This is a genomic window from Bacteroides sp. 3_1_13 (assembly GCF_001185845.1).
Lineage (GTDB): Bacteria > Bacteroidota > Bacteroidia > Bacteroidales > Bacteroidaceae > Bacteroides > Bacteroides xylanisolvens.
In genome coordinates, this window is sequence record NZ_KQ236955.1 from 805,305 (window position 1) to 831,938 (window position 26,634).

General features: G+C 40.8%; 15 protein-coding genes. 4 read left to right on the forward strand and 11 right to left on the reverse strand.

What is annotated here, in order from left to right; all coding sequences use genetic code 11:
* Positions 1–6: 6 nt before the first annotated feature.
* From HMPREF9009_RS03025 to HMPREF9009_RS03035, 3 genes are all read left to right on the forward strand, one after another.
* Positions 7–678, forward strand: coding sequence for a DUF3823 domain-containing protein (locus HMPREF9009_RS03025; protein WP_049701400.1), 672 nt, complete (start codon positions 7–9; stop codon positions 676–678).
* Positions 679–800: 122 nt separating this feature from the next.
* Positions 801–2,825 (forward strand): beta-L-arabinofuranosidase domain-containing protein, encoded by a 2,025-nt coding sequence (locus tag HMPREF9009_RS03030; protein WP_083444182.1) that lies wholly within the window; start codon positions 801–803, stop codon positions 2,823–2,825.
* Between the two features lie 20 nt (positions 2,826–2,845).
* A complete protein-coding gene (locus HMPREF9009_RS03035; protein ID WP_083444140.1) occupies positions 2,846–4,885 on the forward strand; it encodes a beta-L-arabinofuranosidase domain-containing protein in 2,040 nt (679 codons plus the stop codon).
* A 57-nt stretch (positions 4,886–4,942) separates the two neighbouring features.
* Here HMPREF9009_RS03035 and HMPREF9009_RS03040 read toward each other — a convergent pair whose 3' ends face one another.
* From HMPREF9009_RS03040 to HMPREF9009_RS03075, 8 genes are all read right to left on the reverse strand, one after another.
* Positions 4,943–6,127, reverse strand: coding sequence for a glycoside hydrolase family 26 protein (locus HMPREF9009_RS03040; RefSeq protein ID WP_015531867.1), 1,185 nt, complete (start codon positions 6,125–6,127; stop codon positions 4,943–4,945).
* Positions 6,128–6,140: 13 nt separating this feature from the next.
* A complete protein-coding gene (locus HMPREF9009_RS03045; protein WP_049702223.1) occupies positions 6,141–7,625 on the reverse strand; it encodes a hypothetical protein in 1,485 nt (494 codons plus the stop codon).
* 10 nt (positions 7,626–7,635) lie between these two features.
* On the reverse strand, positions 7,636–9,099 hold the full coding sequence (locus tag HMPREF9009_RS03050; protein ID WP_049701402.1) for a hypothetical protein: 1,464 nt from the start codon (positions 9,097–9,099) through the stop codon (positions 7,636–7,638).
* A gap of 17 nt (positions 9,100–9,116) precedes the next feature.
* Positions 9,117–10,094, reverse strand: a complete 978-nt coding sequence (locus tag HMPREF9009_RS03055; protein WP_049701403.1) for a hypothetical protein — start codon at positions 10,092–10,094, stop codon at positions 9,117–9,119.
* A gap of 16 nt (positions 10,095–10,110) precedes the next feature.
* Positions 10,111–11,649, reverse strand: a complete 1,539-nt coding sequence (locus tag HMPREF9009_RS03060; protein ID WP_004317432.1) for a RagB/SusD family nutrient uptake outer membrane protein — start codon at positions 11,647–11,649, stop codon at positions 10,111–10,113.
* Between the two features lie 10 nt (positions 11,650–11,659).
* On the reverse strand, positions 11,660–14,788 hold the full coding sequence (locus tag HMPREF9009_RS03065; RefSeq protein WP_004302753.1) for a SusC/RagA family TonB-linked outer membrane protein: 3,129 nt from the start codon (positions 14,786–14,788) through the stop codon (positions 11,660–11,662).
* 224 nt (positions 14,789–15,012) lie between these two features.
* Complete coding sequence (locus HMPREF9009_RS03070; protein ID WP_049701404.1) at positions 15,013–16,038, reverse strand: glycoside hydrolase family 130 protein; 1,026 nt, start codon at positions 16,036–16,038, stop codon at positions 15,013–15,015.
* 14 nt (positions 16,039–16,052) lie between these two features.
* Positions 16,053–17,630, reverse strand: a complete 1,578-nt coding sequence (locus tag HMPREF9009_RS03075) for a sodium:solute symporter (RefSeq protein WP_049701405.1) — start codon at positions 17,628–17,630, stop codon at positions 16,053–16,055.
* Between the two features lie 158 nt (positions 17,631–17,788).
* Between HMPREF9009_RS03075 and HMPREF9009_RS03080 the strand changes: the two genes are divergently transcribed.
* Positions 17,789–18,655 (forward strand): AraC family transcriptional regulator, encoded by an 867-nt coding sequence (locus HMPREF9009_RS03080; RefSeq protein WP_004317421.1) that lies wholly within the window; start codon positions 17,789–17,791, stop codon positions 18,653–18,655.
* A gap of 10 nt (positions 18,656–18,665) precedes the next feature.
* On the opposite strand, the gene HMPREF9009_RS03085 is transcribed toward HMPREF9009_RS03080, so the two are convergent.
* The 3 genes from HMPREF9009_RS03085 to HMPREF9009_RS03100 form a co-directional block, all read right to left on the reverse strand.
* Positions 18,666–21,236: a beta-mannosidase gene (locus HMPREF9009_RS03085; protein ID WP_192919043.1), complete on the reverse strand. Its 2,571-nt coding sequence runs from the start codon at positions 21,234–21,236 to the stop codon at positions 18,666–18,668.
* A 1,021-nt stretch (positions 21,237–22,257) separates the two neighbouring features.
* Complete coding sequence (locus HMPREF9009_RS03095; RefSeq protein WP_049702224.1) at positions 22,258–24,762, reverse strand: glycoside hydrolase family 31 protein; 2,505 nt, start codon at positions 24,760–24,762, stop codon at positions 22,258–22,260.
* 76 nt (positions 24,763–24,838) lie between these two features.
* Entirely contained in the window at positions 24,839–26,620 is a 1,782-nt protein-coding gene (locus HMPREF9009_RS03100) for an endo-dextranase (protein WP_049701407.1), read from the reverse strand.
* Positions 26,621–26,634: the final 14 nt, after the last annotated feature.

The window sequence follows — 26,634 nt, forward strand, 5'->3', positions numbered from 1 at the left end:
GCAATTATGAAAAAACATATTGTATATATACTATTAAGTTGTATAACCTTAGTTTCTTGTAGTTTATATGAGTTAGACAACCAAGAGCCTCCAAAATCCGAGGTATATGGAAATCTAGTTTATAACGGACAAGTTGTCCCTGTAAAAAATGGGCAGATTCCTTTGAATTTTTATCAGGATTCATATAAAGGAAATGGAAATTTTCAAGTCATGCCTTCGCAAGATGGGAAAATTAACGCATTATTATTTGACGGAGAATATAAAATAATATTAGCGAGTAATCAAGGGGCTTATGAAGAAAATGCCACTCCATACATATTAAACGTAAAAGGAAAAACTGAACTTAATTGGGAGATAACACCTTTTTTCTTTGTTAATAAAGCCACATATAATTGTGCAAATAAACAAATTACAGCAAAGGTAGATATTAGTAAAATCAGTCAAAACCGAGATTTGGAATTTGTATCAATCATTGTATCAAAATCAATAATATGCGACAGAATTAATAAAGAAAAAGAATTTATTCTAAACGCTAGCGATATTTCCAATCTATCTGACATTCATATAACAGGCGATTTATCTGACTGGAAAAATGATTACTGCTTTGTTAGAATCGGAGTCAAATCAGTTGGAAACACTTTCTACAATTATAGCCAAGTTCAAAGAATAGAATTATAGACTGCTACACAATGGAGGTTGGTTCAAAAGACAATGAAAAAGTATTTAATGTGATTTACTTTTGAGCCAACCTCTCCCACTATTTCAATAAATAAAAGATGAATATAAAATATATATTTTCAATGATGGCCATTGTCTGTTTGGCAGCATGTAGTACGCCATCTTCACATACCATAGTCACCTCTGTATCACACCCCGATGTATCTACACAAAATGCATATTATACTGGCAACAGAGAACCATTGCTGCCATTACATTTTATAAAATTACCTGTCGGTTCCATACGTCCGGAAGGTTGGGTAAAAGAATTTCTTCTTCGCCAACGTGATGGCATGACCGGGCACCTAACTGAAATAAGCGGTTGGCTGGAAAAAGAAAACAACGCGTGGCTAAGTCCCGATGGAACAGGAAAGCACGGTTGGGAAGAAGTCCCCTACTGGCTCAAAGGCTATTTGAGCCTCGCATATACGCTTGACGACCAAGACATGATAAACGAAGCTCATACCTGGATTGAAGCAGCATTGAACAGTCAACGCAGTGACGGATACTTCGGACCTTGGATTGAAAAGCAAGGAAATCCCGATCTTTGGGGAAATATGATTATGTTGTGGTGCTTACAAACTTATTATGAATATACCACTGACCCAAGAGTAATCGAGTTAATGACTAATTACTTCAAATGGCAATTGGAATATCCGGAAGAAAAGTTCCTGAAAGACCGCTGGGATACCATACGGGCAGGAGATAATCTATACAGTGTATACTGGCTTTACAACATCACAGGGGACGAATGGCTTCTCGAACTCGGAAAGAAAATCCAACGCAATACAGCCAATTGGCGCATTGATAGTACCCTCCCTCAATGGCATAATGTAGATATCGCACAAGGATTCCGCGAACCTGCAACCCGTTGGATGCAGACCAAAGATTCGGCTGATCTGGCGGCTACATACAATAATTTCCACTTGGTACGCCGCATATTCGGGCAAGTACCAGGAGGAATGTTCGGAGGTGATGAAAATTGTAGGATGGGATACATTGACCCCCGTCAGGGTATTGAACTTTGCGGAATGGTAGAACAAATGGCTTCGGATGAATTACTTCTCCGCTTTACCGGAGACCCTATATGGGCGGATAATTGCGAAGACATTGCATTCAATACGTACCCGGCCGCCGTAATGCCCGACTTTAAGTCGCTACGTTACTTTACCTGCCCCAATATGGTTACCACCGATGCACGCAATCACAATCCTGGTATAAACAATCACGGACAATTCCTTATTATGAATCCGTTCAGCCATCGTTGCTGCCAGCACAATCATGCACAAGGTTGGCCGTATTATGCTGAAAATATGTGGTTAGCCACTCCTGACAATGGTCTGGCAGCTACACTATATAGTGCTGGAACTGTAACTGCACGAGTAGGCAACGGCACTGAAGTTAGCATAACCGAAGTAACCAATTATCCGTTTGAAGAAAAAATAAGATTAATCGTACATACTCCGGATGCTGTAAAATTCCCGCTTTATCTCCGTATTCCCGGATGGTGCGAAACAGCAAAAATATCCATTAATGGAAAGACAGTTACAGAAACATTTGCAGCCAGTAAATATGTCAGATTGGAACAATTATGGAAAAACGGAGATGAAGTATTAATTGATTTCCCGATGAAAATTACTATGCGCCAATGGCCCACCAACCAAGAAAGCGTAAGTCTCAACTATGGTCCACTTACATTTTCCATTAAAATAGATGAAGAATACATACGTCAGGACAGTCGGGCAACTAAATTTGACGATTCCATCCTACACCCACAGATACAGGATGAGCAGTGGCCCGCCTGGGAAATCAATCCCAAAAGCACATGGAATTACGGTCTAGTATGTAATCCGAGTAATCCAGAACCTGATTTTACAATAATAAGAAAGGAATGGCCAAAAGATAATTTCCCATTCACTGCAAACAGTGCTCCTATAGAAATTAAAGCAAAAGGACAGGTGATTCCTAGCTGGAAAATAGATAATAATTATCTTTGCGGAGTACTCCCCCCTAATCCGGTACAAAGCCATGAGCCGGTTGAAGAAATTACACTGATTCCTATGGGAGCTGCCCGGTTGCGAATATCGGCCTTTCCCGTTATACAATAATCCATTAATCGTTTCAAAGAATGATAAACAAAATTAAGAACCTTATTCTTCTTTTCCTGTTTGCAGGAATACTGCCTCTACAGGCACAACAAACAAAAGTGTCTAACTACACCAACAACCGTTATCCATTGTTGCAGAAACCTTTTGTCGAATTGCCCATTGGAACTATAAAGCCAAAAGGTTGGCTCGAAGAACAAATGAACCGTATGGCTACCGGTATGACCGGTCACATGGATAGTATTTACGAAAAAGTAATGGGACAGCGCAATGGTTGGTTAGGTGGTGACGGAGATGTATGGGAACGTGGCCCGTATTGGATTGACGGACTGTTGCCCTTAGCTTACATTCTGGATAATAAAGAGTTAAAACAAAAAGTACAGCCCTGGATTGAATGGACACTGGCTTCTCAAAAGCCTAATGGATATTTCGGCCCCGATACCGACAAAGGCTACGAACCTGGTCTGCAAAGAGACAATGCACGAGACTGGTGGCCCAAAATGGTTGTATTGAAAATTATGCAACAATACTATTCAGCTACCAAAGATCAACGGGTTATACCATTTATGACCAATTATTTTAAATATCAACTGGAAGAATTGCCGAAAAACCCGCTGGGCAAATGGACTTTCTGGGCCGAGCAGCGAGGAGGAGATAACCTGATGATGGTATACTGGCTATACAATATTACAGGTGATAAATTCCTGTTAGAACTGGGTGAACTTCTAAATAGTCAAAACGTTAACTGGACTGATGTATTTACCAAAGACAATCATTTATATCGTCAACACAGTCTGCATTGTGTAAACCTGGCACAAGGATTCAAACAACCTACCGTATATTACCAGCAAAGCAAGGACAAGGAGAATCTGGAAGCAGCAGAAAAAGCGATGAAAACGATTCGCAATACTATCGGAACACCAATAGGTCTTTGGGCAGGCGATGAACTGATTCGTTTCGGTGACCCGATATACGGTTCCGAACTCTGTACTGCGGTAGAAATGATGTACTCACTGGAAACCATGCTCGAAATTACAGGCAATATGCAATGGGCTGACCAACTGGAACGAATAGCCTACAATGCACTTCCCACCCAGATTTCAGACGATGCACAGGCCAGGCAATATTATCAGCAAGTAAACCAGATTGCAGTAGTGAACGATTACCACAACTTCTCCACACCCCATGAAGGTACTGATAATCTTTTCGGAACACTGACGGGATATCCCTGTTGCAGTTCCAATCTGCACCAAGGATGGCCGAAGTTTGTACAACATTTGTGGTATGCCACTGTAGATAATGGCGTTGCCGCACTTGTATATGCACCTTCCGAAGTAAAAATGCAGGTAGCCAACAACATCTTGGTCAATATTAAGGAAGAAACTTATTATCCGTTCGATGAAACAGTCTCTTTTTCTATCACTTATCCGGATAAGAAAATAAAGAAAGCCGCTTTCCCATTTCATCTTCGCGTACCCGAATGGTGTAAAAAACCAATTGTAAATCTCAATGGACAAACGATTGAAACGGATGTAACCGGAGAACGGATGATTATACTCAACCGCGAATGGCAACAGAATGATAAAATAACTATCGAGTTTCCGGCAACCATTTCAATATCTCATTGGTTTGATGGTGGAGCGGTTGTTGAAAGAGGGCCACTGGTATATGCTCTGAAACTGAACGAAAAGTGGGAGAAAAAAACATTCGACTCACCTAAAGATCAAGAACAGTATGGAGAATGGTATTACCAGGTTACTACCGATTCGCCTTGGAATTTTGCTTTCAAACACAACCAAATACACAAAGATGGTATTGAAAAGAATTTCATCGTCGAGAAAAAAAAGAACATTGCAACTTATCCATGGACGTCAGCAGATGCTCCCATAACTATTCGGAGCAAAGCATACCGACTGCCCGGCTGGACAGAAAACCGTAATTCTACCGGTTCTATTGCTTATCTTGTACAACATCATGATAGTCCGGAACCCAAAGAATACGACATCGAATTAATTCCTTATGGATGTAGTACCCTACGGATAACGTTGTTTCCCGTAAGATAAATTCAAAATACCACAGAAATTTTGTATGCGGGTGGCCTTTTGGGACACCCGCGTTTATCATTTCACATTCATTCCTTCAGCCATTGTATACATATCCGGCAAATCGGCAGAGAAAAGCGAAACCGGACTTTCATACATCTTTATAAAACTCTTTTCAGAGGCATGCCCTTTAAAAACAGAGTAGAAATGCGACTCACTTTCACTAGGATCATATTTGTTTCTCCACATCACAATCATGCTGACAAACTGTCCCGTAGCAGGGGTAAGGATTTGCTGTGTCCAATAGTTTTTCTCCGGAACACCATCACGTTGAATACCCTCTACTCCAGTTTCTGTAACCCCACACGGTTTTTTCAGTTCTTTTGACAGACGAGACAAGGTATTCATATTGGTAGTCAGCACAACCGGACTCAAACCATGATAAGAATCCATTCCTAAAAAATCTACATAATCATTGCCGGGCCATCTAAATAGGAAGTTCTCACGTCCCTGCACAGAATCTATTTGCGGGGAAATCGCATAAATAAGGTTATGCACATTTTTTGTGTCCCGCAAATAATTGACTGTAAATTTCCAAAAGGAAGTAAATTCATCACTGGTCGTACATGAACTCCCCCACCACGACCATGTTTGGGTATGCTCATGATAAGGGCGGAAAATGACCGGAACCAATTCACCATTCTTACCTTTCAAATTCAGTGCAAAATTCGCCAAACGATCCAGCCAAGTTTTAAATTTAAGATGTGTAGGACTTCCCTCTTTAAGAATCTCCTTCACAACCTCATTGCTGGAATTATCCCATGAATCACCTCCGGTCAACGGATTATTCAGATGTGCACATGCAATAAGTACCTCGCCACGCTCATAAGCCTCTAAAGCGACTCTTTTACGGATTTCATTTTCCGGGTTCTGATAACGATCATCCATTATTTCAGCAACATCAAAACTGAAAACCGCCGGATAGTCGCCACAAACATCATGAGTGTCGGAGCGTCCTTCCTCATTATACCATTTACGACCATACCAAAGATCATCATGATGTCCGAACATGAAACCTTTTGACTGAATAGCCCAAAGATTCGAATACAAGGCTTTAGTCTCGGAAGTCGCGTTTTTATCTACAATGGAGAGTTCTTTCACTTCTTCATATTCCGGATAAAGCGCCGATACCTCTTCCACATCGCTACAACTCATAAAGACGGATGCTAATCCGACCAAAAGTATATTGATTTGCTTTTTCATAATTATCTGTCTTTTAATCTATATTCGTTAATAAAATAAAACTTCGAGCCTTGAGGATAGTCTGATAAGTTCCATCAACAGTTAATCCTGTCTGGACAGGGACGGGGTGTCCTTCATTGTTAGTTTGCCTATTCCTTTCTTCATATACATATAAAGAAACATTCTCGAGAGCAGCAGGCAAAGAAATATCCAAAGAGCGCTCCTCGTCTCCTATATTAACGGCAGCAAAAACATATTTTCCTTGATATTCTCCAGCAGCCGCATAAACACCTTTCGTGCGATCAAGCGTTGTTTTAAGGATATTAGAACCAGTCGGAAAATAACGGCACATCAATGACCAAGTGTAATACCACGGACGGATTTCTTCCTGCAAAGGGTCATCGAAGACTTCTTCTCCTAAGATATTCCACATTCCCCACAGCTTAATATCTTCCGTCTTACCAGAATCACCGCTACTGTGCATTGCGTCATCCAACATCCAGGCAGCTATTCCCGAATATCCTCCATTCATTACCTCCATACAGAGCAATGGCATATCAAGACCATAAAAATAGTCGTATACCAACATATTAGAATCTGTACCTTTAGTAAACGGATGACCTTCGACACGCCGGTTATACTCTTTCATTAACAACGAATCTGCTTCACGCCAATATTTGTAACCGGCCTCTCCCAACACAATCTTTTTACCAGCAGGAATAAATTCCTTATGGCGAGCCAGAATCTCCGCATATTGCCCAGAACGTACTTCATGTTGTCCGGGATAGGCATGAATATCGTAAATACCGATGTGCGAATCCAAGTCGGTGGCCGCCTGTTTCACCCATCCTGCCGCGTCAAATGGAGAAGACGGATTCTTGTAATCAACGACTGCATCAGGGCCGGCAAACTTCACTTTGCCGTCTAGTCCGGGATATTCTTTCATCTTATCCGCAAAACGGAGTAACATGGATTTCCACAGGTCATAGTCACCGTCAGTTGACGCCCAATTCCCATCAGGTTCATTAAAGATCACAAAATATTTGATACAGGAAAAGCCAAGATCATTGACCAGATAATTCAGGTAATCGACAGACATATCCACCCAACATTGTTCATCCTTCATAGCCCAAGTAGGGGGATTATATTCACCATACATCACCACAATATTATGATCCGTACAATACTGCAACAAGCGGGAAAGTGACGCTATATTACGTGTTTTATCATACTTTCCCGTCTGCGGATCATAATAACGAAAAGGACTGTTAATCATACAACGCACATACCCCATACGCATAAAGTCAAGGCGTTTAAACAGTTTCTGCCAGTCTTCGTCAGAAACGGAGGCTCCCCATGACTCGGCTTCATCGTAAGGGTCCCACTCCACACCATTTCCTATGTAACCGGAAGTAACAACCTCTTGAGATACATTCACTGTCAGCCGGTTGTCAGAGTGCGTACATGAAACAAGCAACATCCCCACCACAAAAGTTCCTATTATTGTTTTTAAATTCATCATTCTGTTTTTAATAATCGTAATTAGTATACACTATCAGTGATTCCGCCGGCATAGTCACTGTCTCTCCTTTCTCAAGATGAAGAATCAAGTTCTCATCATTCGGCAAAAGGAGATGATCTCCTTTCCGCTTCAACGTACCGTCCGAATAGATGAACTTCTTACAACCTGACAGAGAAGAAAGAACATTACTTTTTAGTTTTACCGTTTTCGGACTATCAGAAACATTCACCAAAGCAATCATGTATTTCCCATCTTTTCCTGATACGGCAGCCTTTACGAAAGGCTCTCCGGTGGTGTCTGTTCTATAAACCGCAGTTCCGGCAGGCATATACTTGGTCAGTAACGACCAGACATAATACCACGGACGGACGTTTTCCTCTTCTGCTCCGAAACATTCTTCACCGAATATATTCCAGAATCCCCAAATCTTCAGTTTGTCAGGTGCTTCATTAGAGTGCATGGCATCATCCAGCATCCAGGCAATGGAACCTGAAAAACCAGTATTGACAGTTTGAATAAGAGCATCTGCCATATCTGTTCCATACATATAATCATAAACAAACATCTGCGAATCTTCCAACGAGGCGTTAACTTTACTCCCGGCTCTACGAATATTCTCCTTCTGATACAAAGAATCAGCCTTTTCCACAAATTTAAAACCAATTTCTCCCATCACGATTTTCTTTCCTTCAGGAATCTTCTCTTTATAGGCAGCAATAATATCTGCATATTCTCCAGAATTAACGGTGACTTTAGACGGATAAGTATGGATATCGTAAAGTTCTATTTGTTCGTTCAACTGCACTGCACAGCTATCTATCCATCCTGTCTCCGCTTTATCCCAGATGGCAATATCCGGACCGACGATACCAACTTCTCCGATCAGGTCAAATTCTTTCATATATTGATAAAACTGCCGGACAGATGATGCCCAAAGAGGAAAACTCTTATTAGTGGCAGCCCAATAACCATTCGGCTCATTCACTAGATTGTAATAGCGGATACAAGAATATCCTTTATTATGAACCAGATAATCAACCAAGGCAGCTGCGTGACGAAGACTTTGACTGTCAATCTCTGCTTCGCGGGCACGAATGACACTCCATCCCCAATCTCCGAACATGACAGTCACATTACGGCTCTGGCAGTAGTCTAACATTTTGGATAATACTTCCATCCCCCGTTCCGGCACCAATCTCCCTTGGTCAACAAACGAAGAAGTATTAATCATGATACGAATAAACTGCGGACGCATAAAATCAAGTCTGTCATACAGTTTCTCCCAATCAGCTTCCGAAATAGTTAGTTTACCTTTGCCATAATCCAGTTGATAAGGATCCCACTGCGCCCCATTGCCTATATAGCAATCATTTAGCACCGTTTCCGTATCTATGGTGATTATTACATCCTGTTCTACCGGAGAACAGGATGCAAAAAAGGCAACTATAAAAATAAAGAAGTATTTCTTCATATTTTATCATCCATTAGTTAATCCTCATTTTTTGTCACGAGTACAAAGAACTTACGTGCCTGTTTAGCAAACACATCATAATCAGTATAAATATAGGTCCACTCATCCACACCATTGATTTGGAAAGAGAAAGCATTATTCGGCAAAGTTACCGTATTGGTATAACCTCCCCCCTGGAATAATGTATAAGTTCCCGGATTTTCGAGTACGGCAGTCGATTCATTTCCGTCCGAATCAATAAAAGTAATAGTACCTAAACTGTAATTACGAATCCAACGGCTCTCTCCTACTGGGATTTTCCGATAATACTTCTTCAGATCAATATCCGTCTTATCTGCCGGATTAGAAGAACCTTTAAATATAAAGTCTGCATATTTCCCGTCAGGCCCGGCAGCATTTATACATTTCCCGGATGTGTTTCCATCATCTGTGATATTCTCCATAATAAAGGTCAGTGTATTGTCATACTCTTTTTCCGGGGAATATTCATCATACCAGCACCATGATTTGTCCATAAACGGATAAACTCTTCCGCCACCCCATTCCGGACCTGTACCACCATAAATAATCAAATTATTAATCGACCATGTACCTTCCAGGCTTTCACGGAATTCATTCACATAGATCATATATTCACGTGTTTTTCCAGTTGCGGAAGTTACAGTAAGAACCGATTTTCGCTCCGGATTACTAAAATCCAATGTACTGCCTTTACCTGCAGAAGCTGTGGCTTGATACGACAATTCGATAGATTCTATTTCAACTTTCGACAAATCAGGAATAGCCCCCACATTAAGGGTTACGGTAACTTCCCCAGTTGTATCATCAATGCGTTCAATTTCAGCCTGTCCCACCTGGTTCTTGAATTTAAGACTCGTTACAGACCTCTCGTTATTCCATCCTCCATCATTCAAATCATCCTGCATGTCTTTCACACAAGATTGCATTATCCCCATACAAAGGATAAACAGTGTGTATTTTAATAGTTTATTCATAGCTCACGATTTTTTATTATTCTCTTAAACTTGGATTAAGATTAATCTCGGTTTGCGGCAACGGATAGAAAGAATATTGACTTTCATTTAGTCCGGCATCCTTCACTTCTTTGATTTCTCCAATCCTGCCCCAACGACGAATATCGTACATACGATCTCCTTCAAAAGCCATTTCAAACTTACGTTCTTCATATACTTTCTCCCGGAATTCATCTATCGGCAATCCTGGAGTCAAATCCCCCAATCCTGCCCTATGTCTGATAAAGTTTATCAGTTCATAAGCTTTGGTAGTCGGGCCGGCAGCTTCGGCATACACCATAGCAATGTCAGTAAAACGAATGAGAAAGGGGCGTGTACTAGTCTTATCCCCATCAAATTTGGGATCGATGTATTTTCGGCAGAAGGGGTACTCAAAATCACCGCCATCCGGTTTCCATTCCGCTTTTACCGTTCCATCTTCATTATACACCTTGTCCACAATGAGATCTTTCTTACGCAAATCGTTTCCATCAAACTCATTATAGAAATTCATTTCCGTACGATATTCTCCCCAACCGTCATGAGATTTTATATATTCATCTTTGTCTCCTTGCTTGATCCAGATAGTAGCACCCTCAATATAAGGAAGGAACATTTTGGATATCTTAGAATATTGTCCTTCTGCCTCTCCCGTTCTATCCATAGACATCAAGAAAATATTTTCTTTACCGGCAAAGTTCTCTACATCATAAATCTTGAGCAAATCACTTTCAAAACCATACGTATTCTGCGGATAATCCGGATCCAATCCTAATGCTCTTCCGGCATAAGTCATAGCATCTTGATAGAGAGAATTGACATCTTTCGCCATTTCCTTGTATAAAGGCACATTATTTGCTTTGGCAGAAGCTGCATATAAATAGATTTTAGCTAACAAAGCCTGTGCACCGACTCTATCGATACGTCCCATTATGGGGGCAGCGTATACAGGCAACAATTCTTCCGCTTTTTTACAATCGTCAATCATCAAATCATAAATCTCATCCATATTATTTGCCAAAGGAGTACCCGTTTGCGACAATGTCTCCACTACTCCATAATGCATCGGTACCAAACCGAAGTTACGTGAAAGACAGAAGTAATTGTATGCACGTAAAAAATAAGCTTCACCCAAATACTGATCCTTTAGCTTGGAATCAATATCCGTACCCGGCATCTTCTTAATGACAGCATTCGCCCGATTAATAGCTATGAATGAGTATTTAAAGAAATTGACCAAAGTAGCATTGGTATCAAAGTTATCAATTCTCCACAGATTCAAGGCACGATTATCAACGGAGGCATCTCCTTTAGTAGTCATAATTTCAGTAGGCATATCACCGATGAAATAAAGAGCACGTGAATACTCGATATAGGTAAGAGTAGCATAAGCGTAATGAATAGCTGCCATTGCATCCCCCTCTGTTTTATAGAAGTTATCTTCGGAATAGAATCCGTAAGGCTCTTCATCAAGACTGCAACCGGAAAAGCCCAGGATACAGCTTATTAAAATGAAAGTGTATATATTCTTTTTCATATCATTTAATTTAGAATGTTATATCAAGACCTACTGTCCATTTTCTCAAGCGAGGATACCCACCGGAATAAATTCCGTTTTGCCCGACTTCCGGATCATACCCGTCGAACTTGGTAAATGTATATAAATTGGAAGCATTCATATATAGGCGTATTTTCGAGGCAAACACTTTCTGTTTAGGCAAATCAAAGGTATACCCTACTGTCAGATTCTGGATTCTCACAAAAGAGCCGTCTTCTATCCAATAGTCAGAAAAGCGAGTCTGACGTCCGTCACGCAGACTGGGATATTTGTTAGTCGGGTTGTCAGGTGTCCAACGGAGTGCAGCATTATGCGGATCACCAAAAGTCTTGGTGTTCAACACATCATTTCCAAACACACCATTCAGGAAAATACTCGCATCCAGTTTCTTCCAACGGAAAGAAAGATTCAGACTTGCCGTAAAATCAGGATTAGGATCACCGATAATACATTTATCGTTTTCATTCACAACACCTTGTGTCCCGTCCCCATCATACGTATTGACATATTTGAATTCTCCCGGCATAGCATCTTCTCCCGACAATCCTGCGTTAAGTCCTTCCGGCAAAGTCTGAATAATTCCATCACATTTATATCCATAAAAGACATTGATCGGTTGGCCAATAGCAAGTATATTAGTATAAGAGCGATACTGTTCACTCAAGTTACCGACAACTTCATATTCCATTCCCGTACGGGCATCTTTCAATAGACCCGATTCGACACTACTTCCCAAATCAAGCACCTTGTTACGGTTCATAGAGAATATAAAAGTTCCATTCAAGCTCCAATCTTTTTTATCTACCATAACTCCGTCAATCGTTACTTCAAATCCCCGGTTGCGAATCTTACCATCATTCACCCACATGCGGTCATAACCGGAAGAAAGGGCCAGGTTTCTTTCTCTCAACAGGTCAGACGTCTCTTTATTGTAAATATCCAAAGTGACGCGAAGTCTTCTGTTAAAGAAAGCCATATCAATACCAAAGTCCCATTGCGCAGTTGTCTCCCATTTCAAGTCCGGATTAGGAATTCCACTCCAAATTTTCCAGATTCCGTCTTGCCCGGACTGCCCTGACTCATACCCGGGACCGATAGCAGTCAGCCATTGTCCCTGATGGTAATATTTAGTCGTTCCATAACGGCTAAGAGTCTGATAAGGACTGATTCCCTGATTTCCCGAAATACCGTAACTTAAACGAAACTTCAATTCATCAAATGTATTTAGTTTCTTTATAAACTTCTCTTCGTGAGCTTTCCAGCTGATAGCTCCGGAAGGGAAATACCCCCACTTGTTATTCTTACCGAATTTAGAAGAACCGTCGGCACGAAAAGTGGCAGTAAGCAAATACTTATTATCATAAGTGTAATTCAGACGGGCCATTCCGGAAACCAGTTTACTTTTCGAGAACCCGTTGGAAATAATATTGTTCGCTTTCTCTCCGGCTCCCATATTCTCATTTCCCAATGCTTCATTCACAAAACCATTAGCAGTCAGATACGAATCACGATATTGATACCACTCGTAAGAATGACCTACCATGGCGCCCACTTCATGTTTGCCGAACATTTGAGAGTAATTGGCAAATGTTTCGGAAACAAAATTTTGATTCTCTGTGTTACCAATGACTCCCCTACCACGATTCTCCGTACCGACTTGGGTGTATTTCTGTGGCAGATACTGGTCGTTGGTAGATTTTCCATATTTATAATTCAACTGGCTTGTGAGACGAAGTTGCGGTATCACTTGCCATTCAAAAGCCCCGGATGAGATAACATCCAGCATTTTGGTTTTATCCTTTTTATGCTCGCGAATAGCGATAGGATGACTATAATCTTGAGCAGTAGTCTGATAATAAGTTCCGTCTTCATTATACACAGGATAAATCGGATTTCTCCAATACGCCATTCCGCCATTGTTATTACGGTTGCCAAGATATAGAATATTGGATGCACGAATCGTAAAGTTCTTATATATCTTATGACTGACATTCAGATTATACCCCCCTTTACTATAATCATCATCAATATACATTCCTTGGTCCGTATAATAATTAGCACTCAAGTTAAAACTCGTCTTCTCGTTAGCACTGGAGACAGAAACTGTTGTATTATTAGACACAGGCGCATCTCTAAACACTAATTCATCCCAACGGGTATTGGTTGTCCAAGTAGTCTGAAGCTCCTCAATAGACGGGTAATAAACACCGGCAGAATTATTTGCACCGATATAGAGCGGCTGTAATCCACCATTCACACGTCCCTCATTGTTCAACATTGCCATCATCACCGGGTCTCTCCACAAATCCAGTTTGGAAGAAAATTCGGAGAAAGTGAGCTGCTGTTTGACAGATACCGTCGTAGTTCCTTCTTTCGCCCTTCGAGTGGTTACAATTATAACTCCATTAGCACCTCTGGAACCATAAATTGCAGAAGCAGAAGCATCTTTCAATACTTCCATTGAAACAATATCATCGGTATTAATCTGTTTCAAATCACCGGCATCTCCCAATGGAAAACCATCTACCACAATCAAAGGTGAATTGGATCCGCGCAGCGAACTATTACCACGAATACGAACCGTTGATCCGGCTCCCGGATCCTGTGACGAATTGATTACTTGTACACCAGCCGCACGCCCCTGCAACAATCCTTCAACAGAATTAGCCGGTATATCACTTAATGCCTCCGGCTTTACCGTCGCAACCGATCCCGTCAAATCACTCTTTTTCACCGACCCGTACCCAATGACCACCACCTGATCAAGTAATTGAGTAGCATCACTAAGTACCGCATTTACCACCTTTTTTCCGGAAACCGATATTTCTATACTATTCATACCTACATAAGAAAACTCTAAAACCCCATTCACCGGCACATTGGCCAGAGAGTAATTCCCATCAAAATCACTGACTGTTCCTACAGCCGAACCTTTAATTTTAATAGTAGCTCCTATCAGAGGCTCACCTTGTACATCTTTAACCACTCCAGTCACAGTAATCTTGGAAGATGTTTGCTCTACCGCAGCCCATGCGGTAGAAAATACGGACAAAAAAAGGCATATCAACACAACTTTGCAGAGTGACATGCTACCAAGCCGTTTTTTCTGTTTATTCATCATAATATAAAATTTAAGCGTTGAATTCTTTACTGATAATTTGATAATACAAATATAGACTATAACCTTTCATTTTCATTCGCACTATTTACTCTATTATTATACTTTTTTGAACGATTTAATCTATGATTATCTATTTTTCGCATAGCAACCTCCCCAATGTACACATAAACAGTGTATACACATCGCATTAAAAGACTAAAAGATAAAGGAGATTCAGTTAATTACACCTTGCAGTCGGTCAACAAGTAAGAGAGCAGTTCATTTACAGAGCAGGTAGCCACGCAGACATACTTATCCGCACTACCATAATACACAAAGAGCGTATCATCCACAATCACATTTCCCGTAGGGAATACACAACCGTTATAATACCCGTTTATCTCGAAGTCCTCTTCCGGTTCGAGAATTGATTCATGCGTTTTGGCTAGTATTTTCAGAGGGTTATCCAAGTCGAGCAATAAAGCCCCCACCCTATAATACCCTTTTCCGCCATGCTCCACACCATGATAGAGCATCAACCAACCCTTATCCGTTTTCAGGGGAGGAGTACTTCCACCAATCTTTTCCTCCCAAGTATTTTCACGTCCTGTCAGAAGAAGATGGCTTTCCTTACCCTCCCAATCTAATAAATCATCCGAAAACTTTATCCAGATAGAAGGGTATTCTACACCAAATTTTTCGCCAATATACTGCTTGGGGCGATGTAACATAACAAATTGTCCGTTTACCTTCTCGGGAAAAAGAATCACATCGCGATCATCAAGCACCGGTGAAGTCAAACGTCCCAAACGGCGAAAATGGCAAAAATCTGTAGTAACAGCCAACCCAGTATTACCCAAATTCTTAGCAATAGCTGCAGGAGCATACTTACCACATTCAGGAAGTAAAACTTCATCATGCCCAAACTTCCAATACTGCCCGGGTGGTACCGGCCGATAGGCATAAGTAATATAATACTCACCATCAAACTTCACAATACGAGGATCTTCCACACATCCGGAATCAGGCCCATCGACACTCGGAGAAAAAGCCGGCTGATCCGAGTGTCTTTCAAAATAAAACCCATCCCTGCTCGTAGCCAATCCCAAGCGGATAACATGTTCTCTATCGTTACCTGCAGCACGATATAACATATAAAACATACCGTTATCATAGAACACGCCAGGATTACAAGTCACCAAAGATTCCCAATCATTCTTTTCCGACGGAGAAAGAATCGGGTTTCCTTCAAATTTCTTTAATTTCATATATTCTATTTATTTTATTGGAAAATAATCCAAATCAATGCGCTTAACACAAGTAACACCCCTGCCCATACCTGATAGTTCTTATACCAGACTACTGTTTTCAAGGTTACATATTCTTCTTTCAGATCACTAAGAGAAAAGGTGGTGTCAGTAAGCTTATCTTTACCCGGAGCCGCATAAAAGAAACTGCTTACACAAATCACTATTATACTGAATATCAACAAGAAAGGGACCATCAACAAAAAGTGCAAATCACCAAAAACCGTATTTTTAAAGAAAAGTAAAAGAACCGCTACTACCAGACCGAGAATCAATCCCATAAAAGCTCCGTCACCATTCACTCTCTTATTAAAAATTCCAAGAAGGAAAGCCGCTACGATAGGAGGAGAAATATAAGAAAGCATTTCCTGATAATATTTTAGAAGAGATCCGAATTTACCAATTTGAGGTGCCCATAATGCAGCTAACAGAATAATCACACAAGAAGCGATTTTACCAACCAGTACCAGCTTTTTTGTATCAGCATGTTTATTAAACTTCGCATAAAAGTCCATCGTAAACAAAGTAGAAGTAGAATTCAAGATAGCACTAATCGTAGAAGTCAATGCAGACAACAGAGCAGCCAGCATAATACCCAGCAAACCCACAGGCATTAATTGCATCACCATATTAGGATATACCATATCGGGTTTATCCAAACCTGGAAATAAATCACGGGCAATCAATCCGGGAATAGCAATAATAAACAATGTGCTCATCGTGAGAAAACCGGTGAATATAACACCTCTCCGACCTTCATCAATAGTCCTGGCACTCAAAACACGTTGTACTAGAGTCTGATTATTAGCCCAGAAGTAAATACCCAATATGGGCATCCCCACGATCAGCCCCAACCAAGGAGTGGCATTATCGGACAACGGGCGAATCAGCTTCACCAATATATCATCGTTTTCAAACAAATGATAGAAATAACTTCCTCCCTGTTGAAAACAGAAATAGGTAAGCAAAACCGAACCCAAAATCAAAACTACCGCCTGTATCAGTTCCGCGTTAATGGCAGAAGAAAGTCCTCCCGGAATTGTATATGAAGCTGCAATAATAGCAAAGACTATAATAATCATCTGAAGATCAGCTTCAGGTAATACCAGTTTGATAATTAATGCGGCTGCATAAAGCGCACCGGCAGCATCCAGAAAAATATTTCCGATAATACAAATAGCGGAAAAGTAGTAACGGGAACGTTTATCAAATCTCTTCTCCAGAAACTCCGGAATCGTAAAAACCTTCGACCTTATATATAAAGGTAGAAGGAAAACAGCAAAAAACACCATAACTACAATACCGGTCAGGTTATAATTGAAAACGGCAAGCCCCGTATCATAAGCATCACCCGATTGCCCGATAAGCGTAGTACTGGATATACTGGCGGCAAACAGAGACAACCCTACAACCCACCAGGGCATGGAACGTCCGGCAAGAAAATACGATTGAGCATCCGAACTCTTTCCGTTCTTTACACCCCACCATATAATAAATAGCAAATATACGACTACGATTATAATATCAATAGTTCCGATAGAAAATGATTCCATAGCATTCAATTAGTTATTAAGTATGATTCACTTTGCAAATGTAAGGCATATAATGATAGTTTTTTGATATTATATTGCTTAATAATTATACTTTTTTGAATAGCCTGTTTTTGTATTATTATTATTCGTACATTTGTATCAAGTTAAATACAGTTCTTATGAAAGACATTCAAAAGGAAATTACTCCCATTTCTTCTGATGATTTATTCATCGTTTTAAATCATCCCAATGCAAAATTTGATTATCCGGTACATTATCACTCCGATTATGAAATTAATCTTGTGATGAATACGTATGGAGAAAGAATTGTAGGCGATTCAGTCGAAAAGTTTGACAATCTAGATTTGGTAATGACTGGCCCCAATCTTCCGCATGCCTGGAAAGGGGAGATTGTAGAAGGCAATCATGTGGTGACAATTCAGTTCTCGGACAAATTGCTCAATTTTCCAATATTGGAGAAACGACTATTCAGCCCGATTAAACAACTGTTACTCGACTCACAGAAAGGAATTAGCTTTTCTGAAAACACCATGCTGGCAATGAAAGAGAAAATTCTCCAGCTTACCCGGATGCAAGGCTTCCACACCGTTTTAGAGTTTCTCTCTATCTTGTATGATCTCTCCACTGCCGACAGACATATTTTAGTCAGTAATCTCTATGACACAAAAGACACGATACGTACCTCAAAAAGTAGACGCATTGCAAAAGTCTGCGACTATATAGAGAAGAATTTTGAAGAACCTATCAAACTGGGAGATGTAGCAGCTCTGGTAAATATGTCAGAATCCGCTTTCAGCCATTTCTTCAGAAAGAAAACAAATTGCACCTTTATTGACTATATCAACAACCTCCGTGTGGCCCGTGCTTGCCAAATGCTGACTGAAACATCACACACGGTAGCAGAAATCTGCTACTCGTGCGGATTTAATAATCTATCGAACTTTATTCGGATATTCAAAAAGAAGAAAGGAAACACACCTAGTGAATACCGTACAATCCTGCAACAGATGTTGATTAAATATTAAGTGCATTTATTTAATATCCATCGACCAACGATTTGATTTTTAGCTGTCGGGAAAAGTCCGTATATGAAATATCGGTACGAACTTTCACTATCTTATCTTTTCCCGGCATCAAATCGAAATAATTATCTTCAAAGAAATTATCAATTCCATCAAGAGACAAGTATACAGCTCTTGCAAAACGGTCTGCTTTTAAAGTCAATTCATATCCGTCAGGCAGTGACTTTAATTGATATGATATATTTACTTGCGGATATAACATCTCCTTTTGCTTCGTCAAGAAATAATTATTTGTGTAAATCGTTCCTTGTTGATCGGTAAGGGTTGCGGAGATAACAAGCTGATTTTCCGGTTGTGATTTTATAAATGAATTCAATTTGTGGGATATAACGACTTTACTTTCATTAGCAGGAATAGTTACCGATCTTCTGACTGAATTAACAAGCTTTCCTTCCATGTCACAGACTTCCAGTTCCAGTATAGCGCTCGTTTTCCTTAATCTATCAGATACAATATATACATCAAGCCTGTCATTATTAACTATGGGAGATACAAGCACGTCCCGAAAAGCTGCCTTGGCAAAATAATGTTGCGCTTTCCAACGTCCGTAGTAATCACGGCTCGACCACGAAGCAACCGGCCAGCAATCATTATGTTGCCAAAATAATGTCCCCATACAGTAAGGCATATCCCTGCGATGTGCTTCAATAGCCGTTTTAATAGCATCCCCTTGCAGTACAAGGTTCATATACAGAAATGATTCGAGATCTTTAGGTTTGCGATATTCGTTCAGCAAATAGTCTTCAATCAGTTTGTTCGCGAACTCACCTCCCCGTTGATGAGACATCATTACCTCGGAAGTTATTTCCCAGTCTTCAGGGTGCGGAGCATACATTTTGACCGACTCAAATTCGGGAAAAGATTGAAAACCATATTCACTAAAGAAACGACTACGCACCTTATTATATTCGGAGATCGGCTTTTTTGCATGCCATACAGCCCAATAATGCGTATCTCCTTTATTATTCTCGGAAACTCCGTCATAACGACTGAAGGGCGATGAAGGCCAATAAAATGTTTCAGGGCTGTTGTCAGTCACCACTTCCGGTAGCATTTTATGAAACAGATCTTCATACTGCTGCCAGATAATCCGGGCATACTCCGGATTCTGCTTCGCATAGTTTTCTTTCCAATTCCAACCAAACCAAGCTTCCAGGCATTCATTATTACCACACCATAAAGCAAGAGAAGGGTGATTGCGCAAACGGCGAACATTATCAATTGCTTCCTGACGAACATTTTCCAGCAATTCACCTTCGGAGGGATATACGCTGCAGGCAAACATAAAATCCTGCCACACAAGAATACCATATTTATCGCATAATTCGTAGAAATAATCATCTTCATAAGTCCCTCCACCCCACACACGCAAAGTATTCATATTAGCATTGACAGCATCCAGGATCGTTTTCTCATACAGTTCCTTCGTCACACGAGGCAGAAAATTATCACAAGGGATATAATTAGCCCCTTTGGAAAATACAGGTATTCCATTAAGTTGAAAATAGAATGATCTTCCCTCTTTATCCTCCTTACGTATAACTTTTAATGAACGTATTCCTGTAGAAGTTATAAGACAGTCCTTATTTTGCTCGTTTGTTTTTACTTCGGTCCGGAATTCATATAGATTGGCTTTTCCGAGTCCATTGCTCCACCACAAATTAGGATTCTTTATAAAGAAATTTACAGCAATCTTATTCAATCCTTTTGTCAGGCAGGTAGCAGTAGCACCATAAATCTTTCCAGTCTTATTGTCTCTGACCGTAACTTCAGCCTTCTCAATATCTTTATCGGCTAGTATTTCTACAATATTACTGATGTCGGCTTGTTTATAAGAAACCTCTTTTTGCCGGATAAACACATTTTCTATCCGAAAATCATCCCATGCTTCTAATAAAACAGGTCTCCAGATGCCAGAAGTTACCAGGCGAGGTCCCCAGTCCCAACCATAATGATAGCCTGCCTTACGGGCAAAAACACTAACCTTTCTATTGAATACTCCTCCATTCTCCGACTGGTCGTTGATTGCCTCATAGTGAAAAGGCAGCGCATCCCATTTAGGCATATCCCGTTTAATTGGAGAATGGAAATATATCCTTAATTTATTATCCTTTGCTTTCAGTTTATCTTTTACGGGAAGTTTCCATTCACGAAACATATTGTCTGCCTCCAATATCTTTTCTCCATTCAAATAGACATCTGCATAAGTATCAAGCCCTTTAAAATAAAGCCGTATATTGTTTTTATCCATCAATTCGGGTGCTACATCGAAGGTTGTTTCATAAATCCAATCTTCCTTATCAACCCACTGTACACCTCTTTCATTTAAGCGATAAAAAGGATCTTCAATGATTTTATTATCAATCAAGTCAGTGTGTACTACTCCCGGGACTGTAGCAGGATACCAGTTAGAAAGACGAGCTTGTTTAAACCTCCATCCCGAATGGAGTTCTTTCTGAAGTGTATTGGCAGATATGTGACCATTCAGAGTGGAAAATGTAGTGACCATAGCTAGTGCAACCATCTTTAAATAAATTATCCTTGTTGATTTTCTCATAACAACTTTATTGTGTATTAGATTTCCATTTAAAATAACGTTGCAAACATAGGCAATTGTCAATCAATATTTTAATACTATATTACTTAATCATTATACTTTCTTGAAAAGGGTAATAGGAATTTATTTTATTTAAATAAACAACTGCTTATCGACTTGATAATATATACTTTCAATGTTCTATTTTTAATATTATACAAGGAAATGGCCAATTAGAAAATAACGAACCGGAAAATAAACTGCATAAATAAACGCATGAGCATACAAAAGGATGCCTAATATTGCATAAAAGCAAACAGGATATGCATCTTTCTCTATTCAGAAACCGCTCATTGCTTTAAAACCAACGAAGTGTTCCTCGGTGTGCATCGACTTGTTCCTCACCGAGGAAGCTATCGTTCCCCGGTGAAGAAGATAAAAATGGACTATTAAGAAACATTTTTATCTCTAGTTTACCATAATATATCGGAAAGGAAAAAATAATAAAATGATTAGTTATTCGGGCATCTGCTCTCCAAATAACAAAAATAATCAAAAATCTATCGCAGCTTGATTGGCATATTTTCGAAACAGCCGAAATAGAGAATCGCGTAATTACAAATGCAGGACATTTTCCTGCTTTTCTTTACCAAACTGCAATTCACGTCCTTCTTCCAATGATTAAATATTCCTTTTTTAAGAATCATCGTTTTTTAAGAGGCTACTGATTCCTTCAGAAGGCTCTTTCAACTTTTATCCTTCAATAGCTCTTTTGTCTTATCCGCCAAAAACAGGGGGATATTAATCAAATTACCATCTTGTTTCAAATTCAGCATTGAATAGCGAATCAGGTAAGCGGGTTGGAAAAGCTTCTCATAATGAATCACACTTTTGATATCAGAAATGTGATAACTTACACATTTCTGATATGAGTTTCGTGCGAATCTACACATTATCCATATAAAACGAAAGAAAAACTCTGAATATTAGCTTGCCAACAGCTCCCTGTTTATTTAAAAGTAATCATCAACTGTTCATCAACACCTTTATCAGGTATTCTCACACTACAGACACCTGTTTCCTTATCCCAACTCCACGCTACAGTTTCAGTGTTATTCTCCAGATTTTCTTCCAAACGTTCCGGTTTAGTTTGCTTTATCTTCTTTCCTTTGACAGTTATCTCTTTCGGAGCTTTCGCAGAATAAATACGGAACAACAGATTTCTCGGACCGGGAACAGTGTATCCTTTTCCTTCACGGGCAGAGACGGTCAGTTCATATCCATTTGCCAGAGTGCTGCAAATAATCGGTGTTTTGACAAATTCATCACGCTGATATCCTAAGTCTTCTCCTTCATCTTCGTAAAGAGTAAAGGCTGCTTGTGCACCTTCCTGGGCGGGAAAGATTTCAAAAGTAAGTGGATATACCGGTTTCTCATGGGTGTAGTTCATCACCGGCATGGTAGGGATGATGGAACCTTGCTTCACAAACATGGGAACAGAGGACAAGGGAGCATCAACGGTAGTCCATTGCTCTCCGGTGTAGACCGTCTGCTTGTTGTTGTAGTCTATCCATGTGCCTTCGGGAAGATACACGTTCTTTGTGCGAGCACCTTTCTTCACCACAGGAGCTACCAACAATTCACGACCGAACAGGAATTGGGCATCCGTGGAGAAAGTTTCCATATCCATTGGATATTCGAGAAACAGAGGCCGCATGATAGGCAATCCTGTATCATACGCTTCGCGGGCGTAAGTGTAGATATACGGCAACAAACGATATTTCAGTTCGATAGCTGCTTTCGCGTTCTTTTCCGCTTCCGGTCCGAAAAGCCATGGTTCCACCGGATTATCTCCCTCATGATGAATACGGCTCAAAGGATTGAATGCACCGAATTGAATCCAACGGGTATAGAGTTCCGCCATAGCCGGATAATCCTCAATATCCCCACAGTAACCGGTAATATCACAGGAAGAAAATGGGATTAATCCCAAACCTGCGGAAAGCATTACAGGAATCTGATTGGCTAATTGTCCCCAACCTTGCAATACGTCGTCTCCGTTTCCGCTATCACCCGTCCAGCCGAACGTATAACGTTGCAATCCGGCATAAGCAGCACGAGTCATTTGAAAAACACGACGGTCCGGATTCCTCTTTTCAAATTGCTCCTTCACCACTTTGTCCCAGGTCAGGCCATAGACGTTATGGATTTCATCGTGCATACCCAAATGGTGCTTCATCACCAGGCGTTCCGTCTGCTCTTCGTTACTCCAGGCAGGTTCGCCCATATCCGTCCAGAAGCCGAAGATGCCATCGTCAATAGGTTTCTGCTGATAAGTTCCCCACCAGTCGGCTACGGCAGGCAGAGTGAAGTCCACCACTCCGCAGTTGCCACCCCAAGGCCAGGGCATATCGTAGCTTTTACCGTTCGTACTGTCCTTTACAAAATAACCCAAACGGTCTGCTTCTTCCCATTGTTTTTTGTTGGCTTGTGCAATTACCGGGTCTTGAGATACGACTACCTTAAAACCCATCTCTTTCAAATCCGAAAGCATCTTTTTGGGGTTCTCATAGTTTCCTTTGCGCCACTCGAAATCCTGCAAGTATTCTGTCCAGCCGATATCCTGATAGATAATATCACAAGGTATTCCCCGTTTCCGGTAGCCTTCGGCTATCTCACGACTTAGCTTTTCACTTGTCAACAGACCGCGGCATTGAGCAAATCCCAACGCCCATTTCGGCGGCATGATAGGTTTTCCCGTCAGTCCGACGTATTGGCTGATGATTTCTTTATAGTCTTTACCGAAGATAAAGTAATATACCATTTCCCCGTTCGGCGCTTCAAAGCTGTAATAATCACGGCTTTCCGTTCCGAATTTGAATTCCGTCTTATAGGTGTTATCAAGAAAAATACCATATCGGTAATTGCTCATAAAGAAAGGAATACTCTTGTAAAGAGGATCTTCTACCACACTATAACAAGGTTTGTCACTATTCCACATCTTATAAGACTCGCCACGACGATCCATCTTTCCCGCTTTCTCACCAAGTCCGAAGAAGTGCTCGTCACGACGAAGCACTTTATATTCCACCTTCTTCGTTCCTTCACTGACATGGCCTTTATCGGCATAATCGCTAAACAAGAGTTTCTGATATTTATCGAATATCTGAAGACTCATCGGAGATTTATTCACCCGGATACGCAACTTCGGAGTAAATATCTCATAACAGGCCGCTTGTTCATCCACATGAATAGTTCCTACCTCTTCCAGCTCTTCATTAATCACTGCAAACGAAGCATTTCTTCGCTGCAATTGCCCGTCGGGTGAGAACCAGATTTTCACGACGGAAGAGCTACAAAGTTGCAATTGCAACGCGGCACTGTCCGTCAGGTGAAAAGTCACCTGACGTCCCTGCTGTGTAAAAGAGGAGCATGTACGTGTCGTTTTTTCCGCCCAAACCCATGTTGGAAACACCAAGCACAACACCCATACCCATAATCTATATCTAATCATCATACCTATCATTTTAAGTCATTCTGCTACAGCCGCGTTATTGGACTATACTCATTTTATTCAGCTGCAATCTCTTTTATTCAGCCACAATCATTGTCCAATATTTCAAGGAAGGCAATGTAAAAGAGACAATTCCGTTCTCCTGTGTAAAGGCCAATTCCTGCAAGGCTCCTCCGTGTGCATCCGGCGACGCTACCCATAACTTATTCACCTTTGCCGACAGATTCATTTGCAAAGCCGCTTTCGTAATCAAAGCCGGTTCCGGCATCGTACCGTCCACATCTCTCCAGCTAAGACTGTTCGCTTGCGAGAAATTAAGAAGATGTATGACTTGCTTGCCACCTACCTGCTTGGCATAAGTAGTAACTGATCCCTGTTGAGGAGGCCAACTATTCAATCTCATTTCGCCATTGGTACAATCTATGGAAACACGATTCTCCGTACCACCGTCACGAAGCAGATTCTGATAAGAAGTCAGAAAATCATAATAACGAACCATCGCTGTTTTCAATTCTTCGCTCATTGTCAGATTCTCATTCGGGAAGTACTCTTTGCACAACATGTGATCGCCTCCCAGTTCAAGGTGCGAACCACCCAAAGCAAACATGACAGCATCTGTCAATAAGATACCCGGCGTATTAAATTCTCCCCGGTTATCCGCTTTATTATAATTCATATAAGCTGCAAAAACCGTATTCAACTGATAATTGCCATATACTCCATTTTCATAAAGAATGGCTTTCAGATTGGTAAAATCAGCCTCATCCGCCCACACTTCATTATAGAAGAAATCAACTTTACCTGTCTCTCCTATCTGACGGGCACCGTAACGGCTGACCGCATTCATCACCAAACTCTTGTCCGGATGAGCCTGCTTCGTCGCTTCAATAAAAGAAGCATATCCCTCACGCAGATTGACCGGAATACCGTTGTAATTGTAAAGCGTGCTGCGTCGTCCCAACTGGTCTATCTGATAGCCGTCGAAGGCAAAGTTCGCATATACATCATCATTCCTTTCGTTCAAATATTTCTGCCATTCCTTATTAGAAGGATCTACCAGATAAATATTACTTTTCCATCCGCCCGGCAAATCATGACTATCTTTAGTAGTGTGAGAAGCATCCTTAAACAAATACCATTCCTCCTTCACCCCGTCCGTAGCGGCATCCTTCAATGCTCCGAAACAAAGATTGTAAAACATAGACTTCATACCGAAACGATGCTGCGCTTCAATGTAATTTTTCACCGAACTTGTATAAACCTCCCGGTTAGCGATGTCCATATATACTTCGTCCAACTGTGTGCGTGTACCGCCCAACGGCCAGTGATGTTTATTATGCCAGTCCTGAAACTGTACCCAATTGATGTGATGACGATTCAGATACGCCATCTCTTCCTGTGTCTTTTCAGCCGTCTTCTCCCGACTGAAATCAGCGACAAAACCATAACGCGGAAAACGTGCCGGATCACTGGATACATCTACCGCAATCGTACCGACAATCACATCCGTACCATTCTCCTGACGGTACAGTTCCGCCATATATCCTTTGAAATCAGTAGTAGGCGGTTGCCATGTCCAACTGGTACCATTTACCACCGACTCTTCTCCGACAACCTCCCCTAAAAGGCGATAACGAACTTTAGTTCCGGCAGGCAACGCATCTTCTGCTGTAAATACCACTTTCTCCCCCGGTTTATAGAAAGCCTTATCCGTAGACAGGTCCACACTTAAATCCGATGTTACCGGAGTCACTTCGGTGACACTGCCCGAAGCTCCTCCATTCTCCTGGTTCGACCCATGATCGTCACTGCAAGCCATACACAGGAAAGCAGCCACCCAATATATTATTTTCTTCATCTTGAATTCTTGTT

Bases quoted from the DNA above. Each gene is read 5' to 3' on its own strand.
- HMPREF9009_RS03025 (WP_049701400.1), top strand. From the start codon at position 7: ATGAAAAAACATATTGTATATATACTATTAAGTTGTATAACCTTAGTT.
- HMPREF9009_RS03030 (WP_083444182.1), top strand. From the start codon at position 801: ATGATGGCCATTGTCTGTTTGGCAGCATGTAGTACGCCATCTTCACAT.
- HMPREF9009_RS03035 (WP_083444140.1), top strand. From the start codon at position 2,846: ATGATAAACAAAATTAAGAACCTTATTCTTCTTTTCCTGTTTGCAGGA.
- HMPREF9009_RS03040 (WP_015531867.1), bottom strand. From the start codon at position 6,127: ATGAAAAAGCAAATCAATATACTTTTGGTCGGATTAGCATCCGTCTTT.
- HMPREF9009_RS03045 (WP_049702223.1), bottom strand. From the start codon at position 7,625: ATGAATTTAAAAACAATAATAGGAACTTTTGTGGTGGGGATGTTGCTT.
- HMPREF9009_RS03050 (WP_049701402.1), bottom strand. From the start codon at position 9,099: ATGAAGAAATACTTCTTTATTTTTATAGTTGCCTTTTTTGCATCCTGT.
- HMPREF9009_RS03055 (WP_049701403.1), bottom strand. From the start codon at position 10,094: ATGAATAAACTATTAAAATACACACTGTTTATCCTTTGTATGGGGATA.
- HMPREF9009_RS03060 (WP_004317432.1), bottom strand. From the start codon at position 11,649: ATGAAAAAGAATATATACACTTTCATTTTAATAAGCTGTATCCTGGGC.
- HMPREF9009_RS03065 (WP_004302753.1), bottom strand. From the start codon at position 14,788: ATGAATAAACAGAAAAAACGGCTTGGTAGCATGTCACTCTGCAAAGTT.
- HMPREF9009_RS03070 (WP_049701404.1), bottom strand. From the start codon at position 16,038: ATGAAATTAAAGAAATTTGAAGGAAACCCGATTCTTTCTCCGTCGGAA.
- HMPREF9009_RS03075 (WP_049701405.1), bottom strand. From the start codon at position 17,630: ATGGAATCATTTTCTATCGGAACTATTGATATTATAATCGTAGTCGTA.
- HMPREF9009_RS03080 (WP_004317421.1), top strand. From the start codon at position 17,789: ATGAAAGACATTCAAAAGGAAATTACTCCCATTTCTTCTGATGATTTA.
- HMPREF9009_RS03085 (WP_192919043.1), bottom strand. From the start codon at position 21,236: ATGGTTGCACTAGCTATGGTCACTACATTTTCCACTCTGAATGGTCAC.
- HMPREF9009_RS03095 (WP_049702224.1), bottom strand. From the start codon at position 24,762: ATGATTAGATATAGATTATGGGTATGGGTGTTGTGCTTGGTGTTTCCA.
- HMPREF9009_RS03100 (WP_049701407.1), bottom strand. From the start codon at position 26,620: ATGAAGAAAATAATATATTGGGTGGCTGCTTTCCTGTGTATGGCTTGC.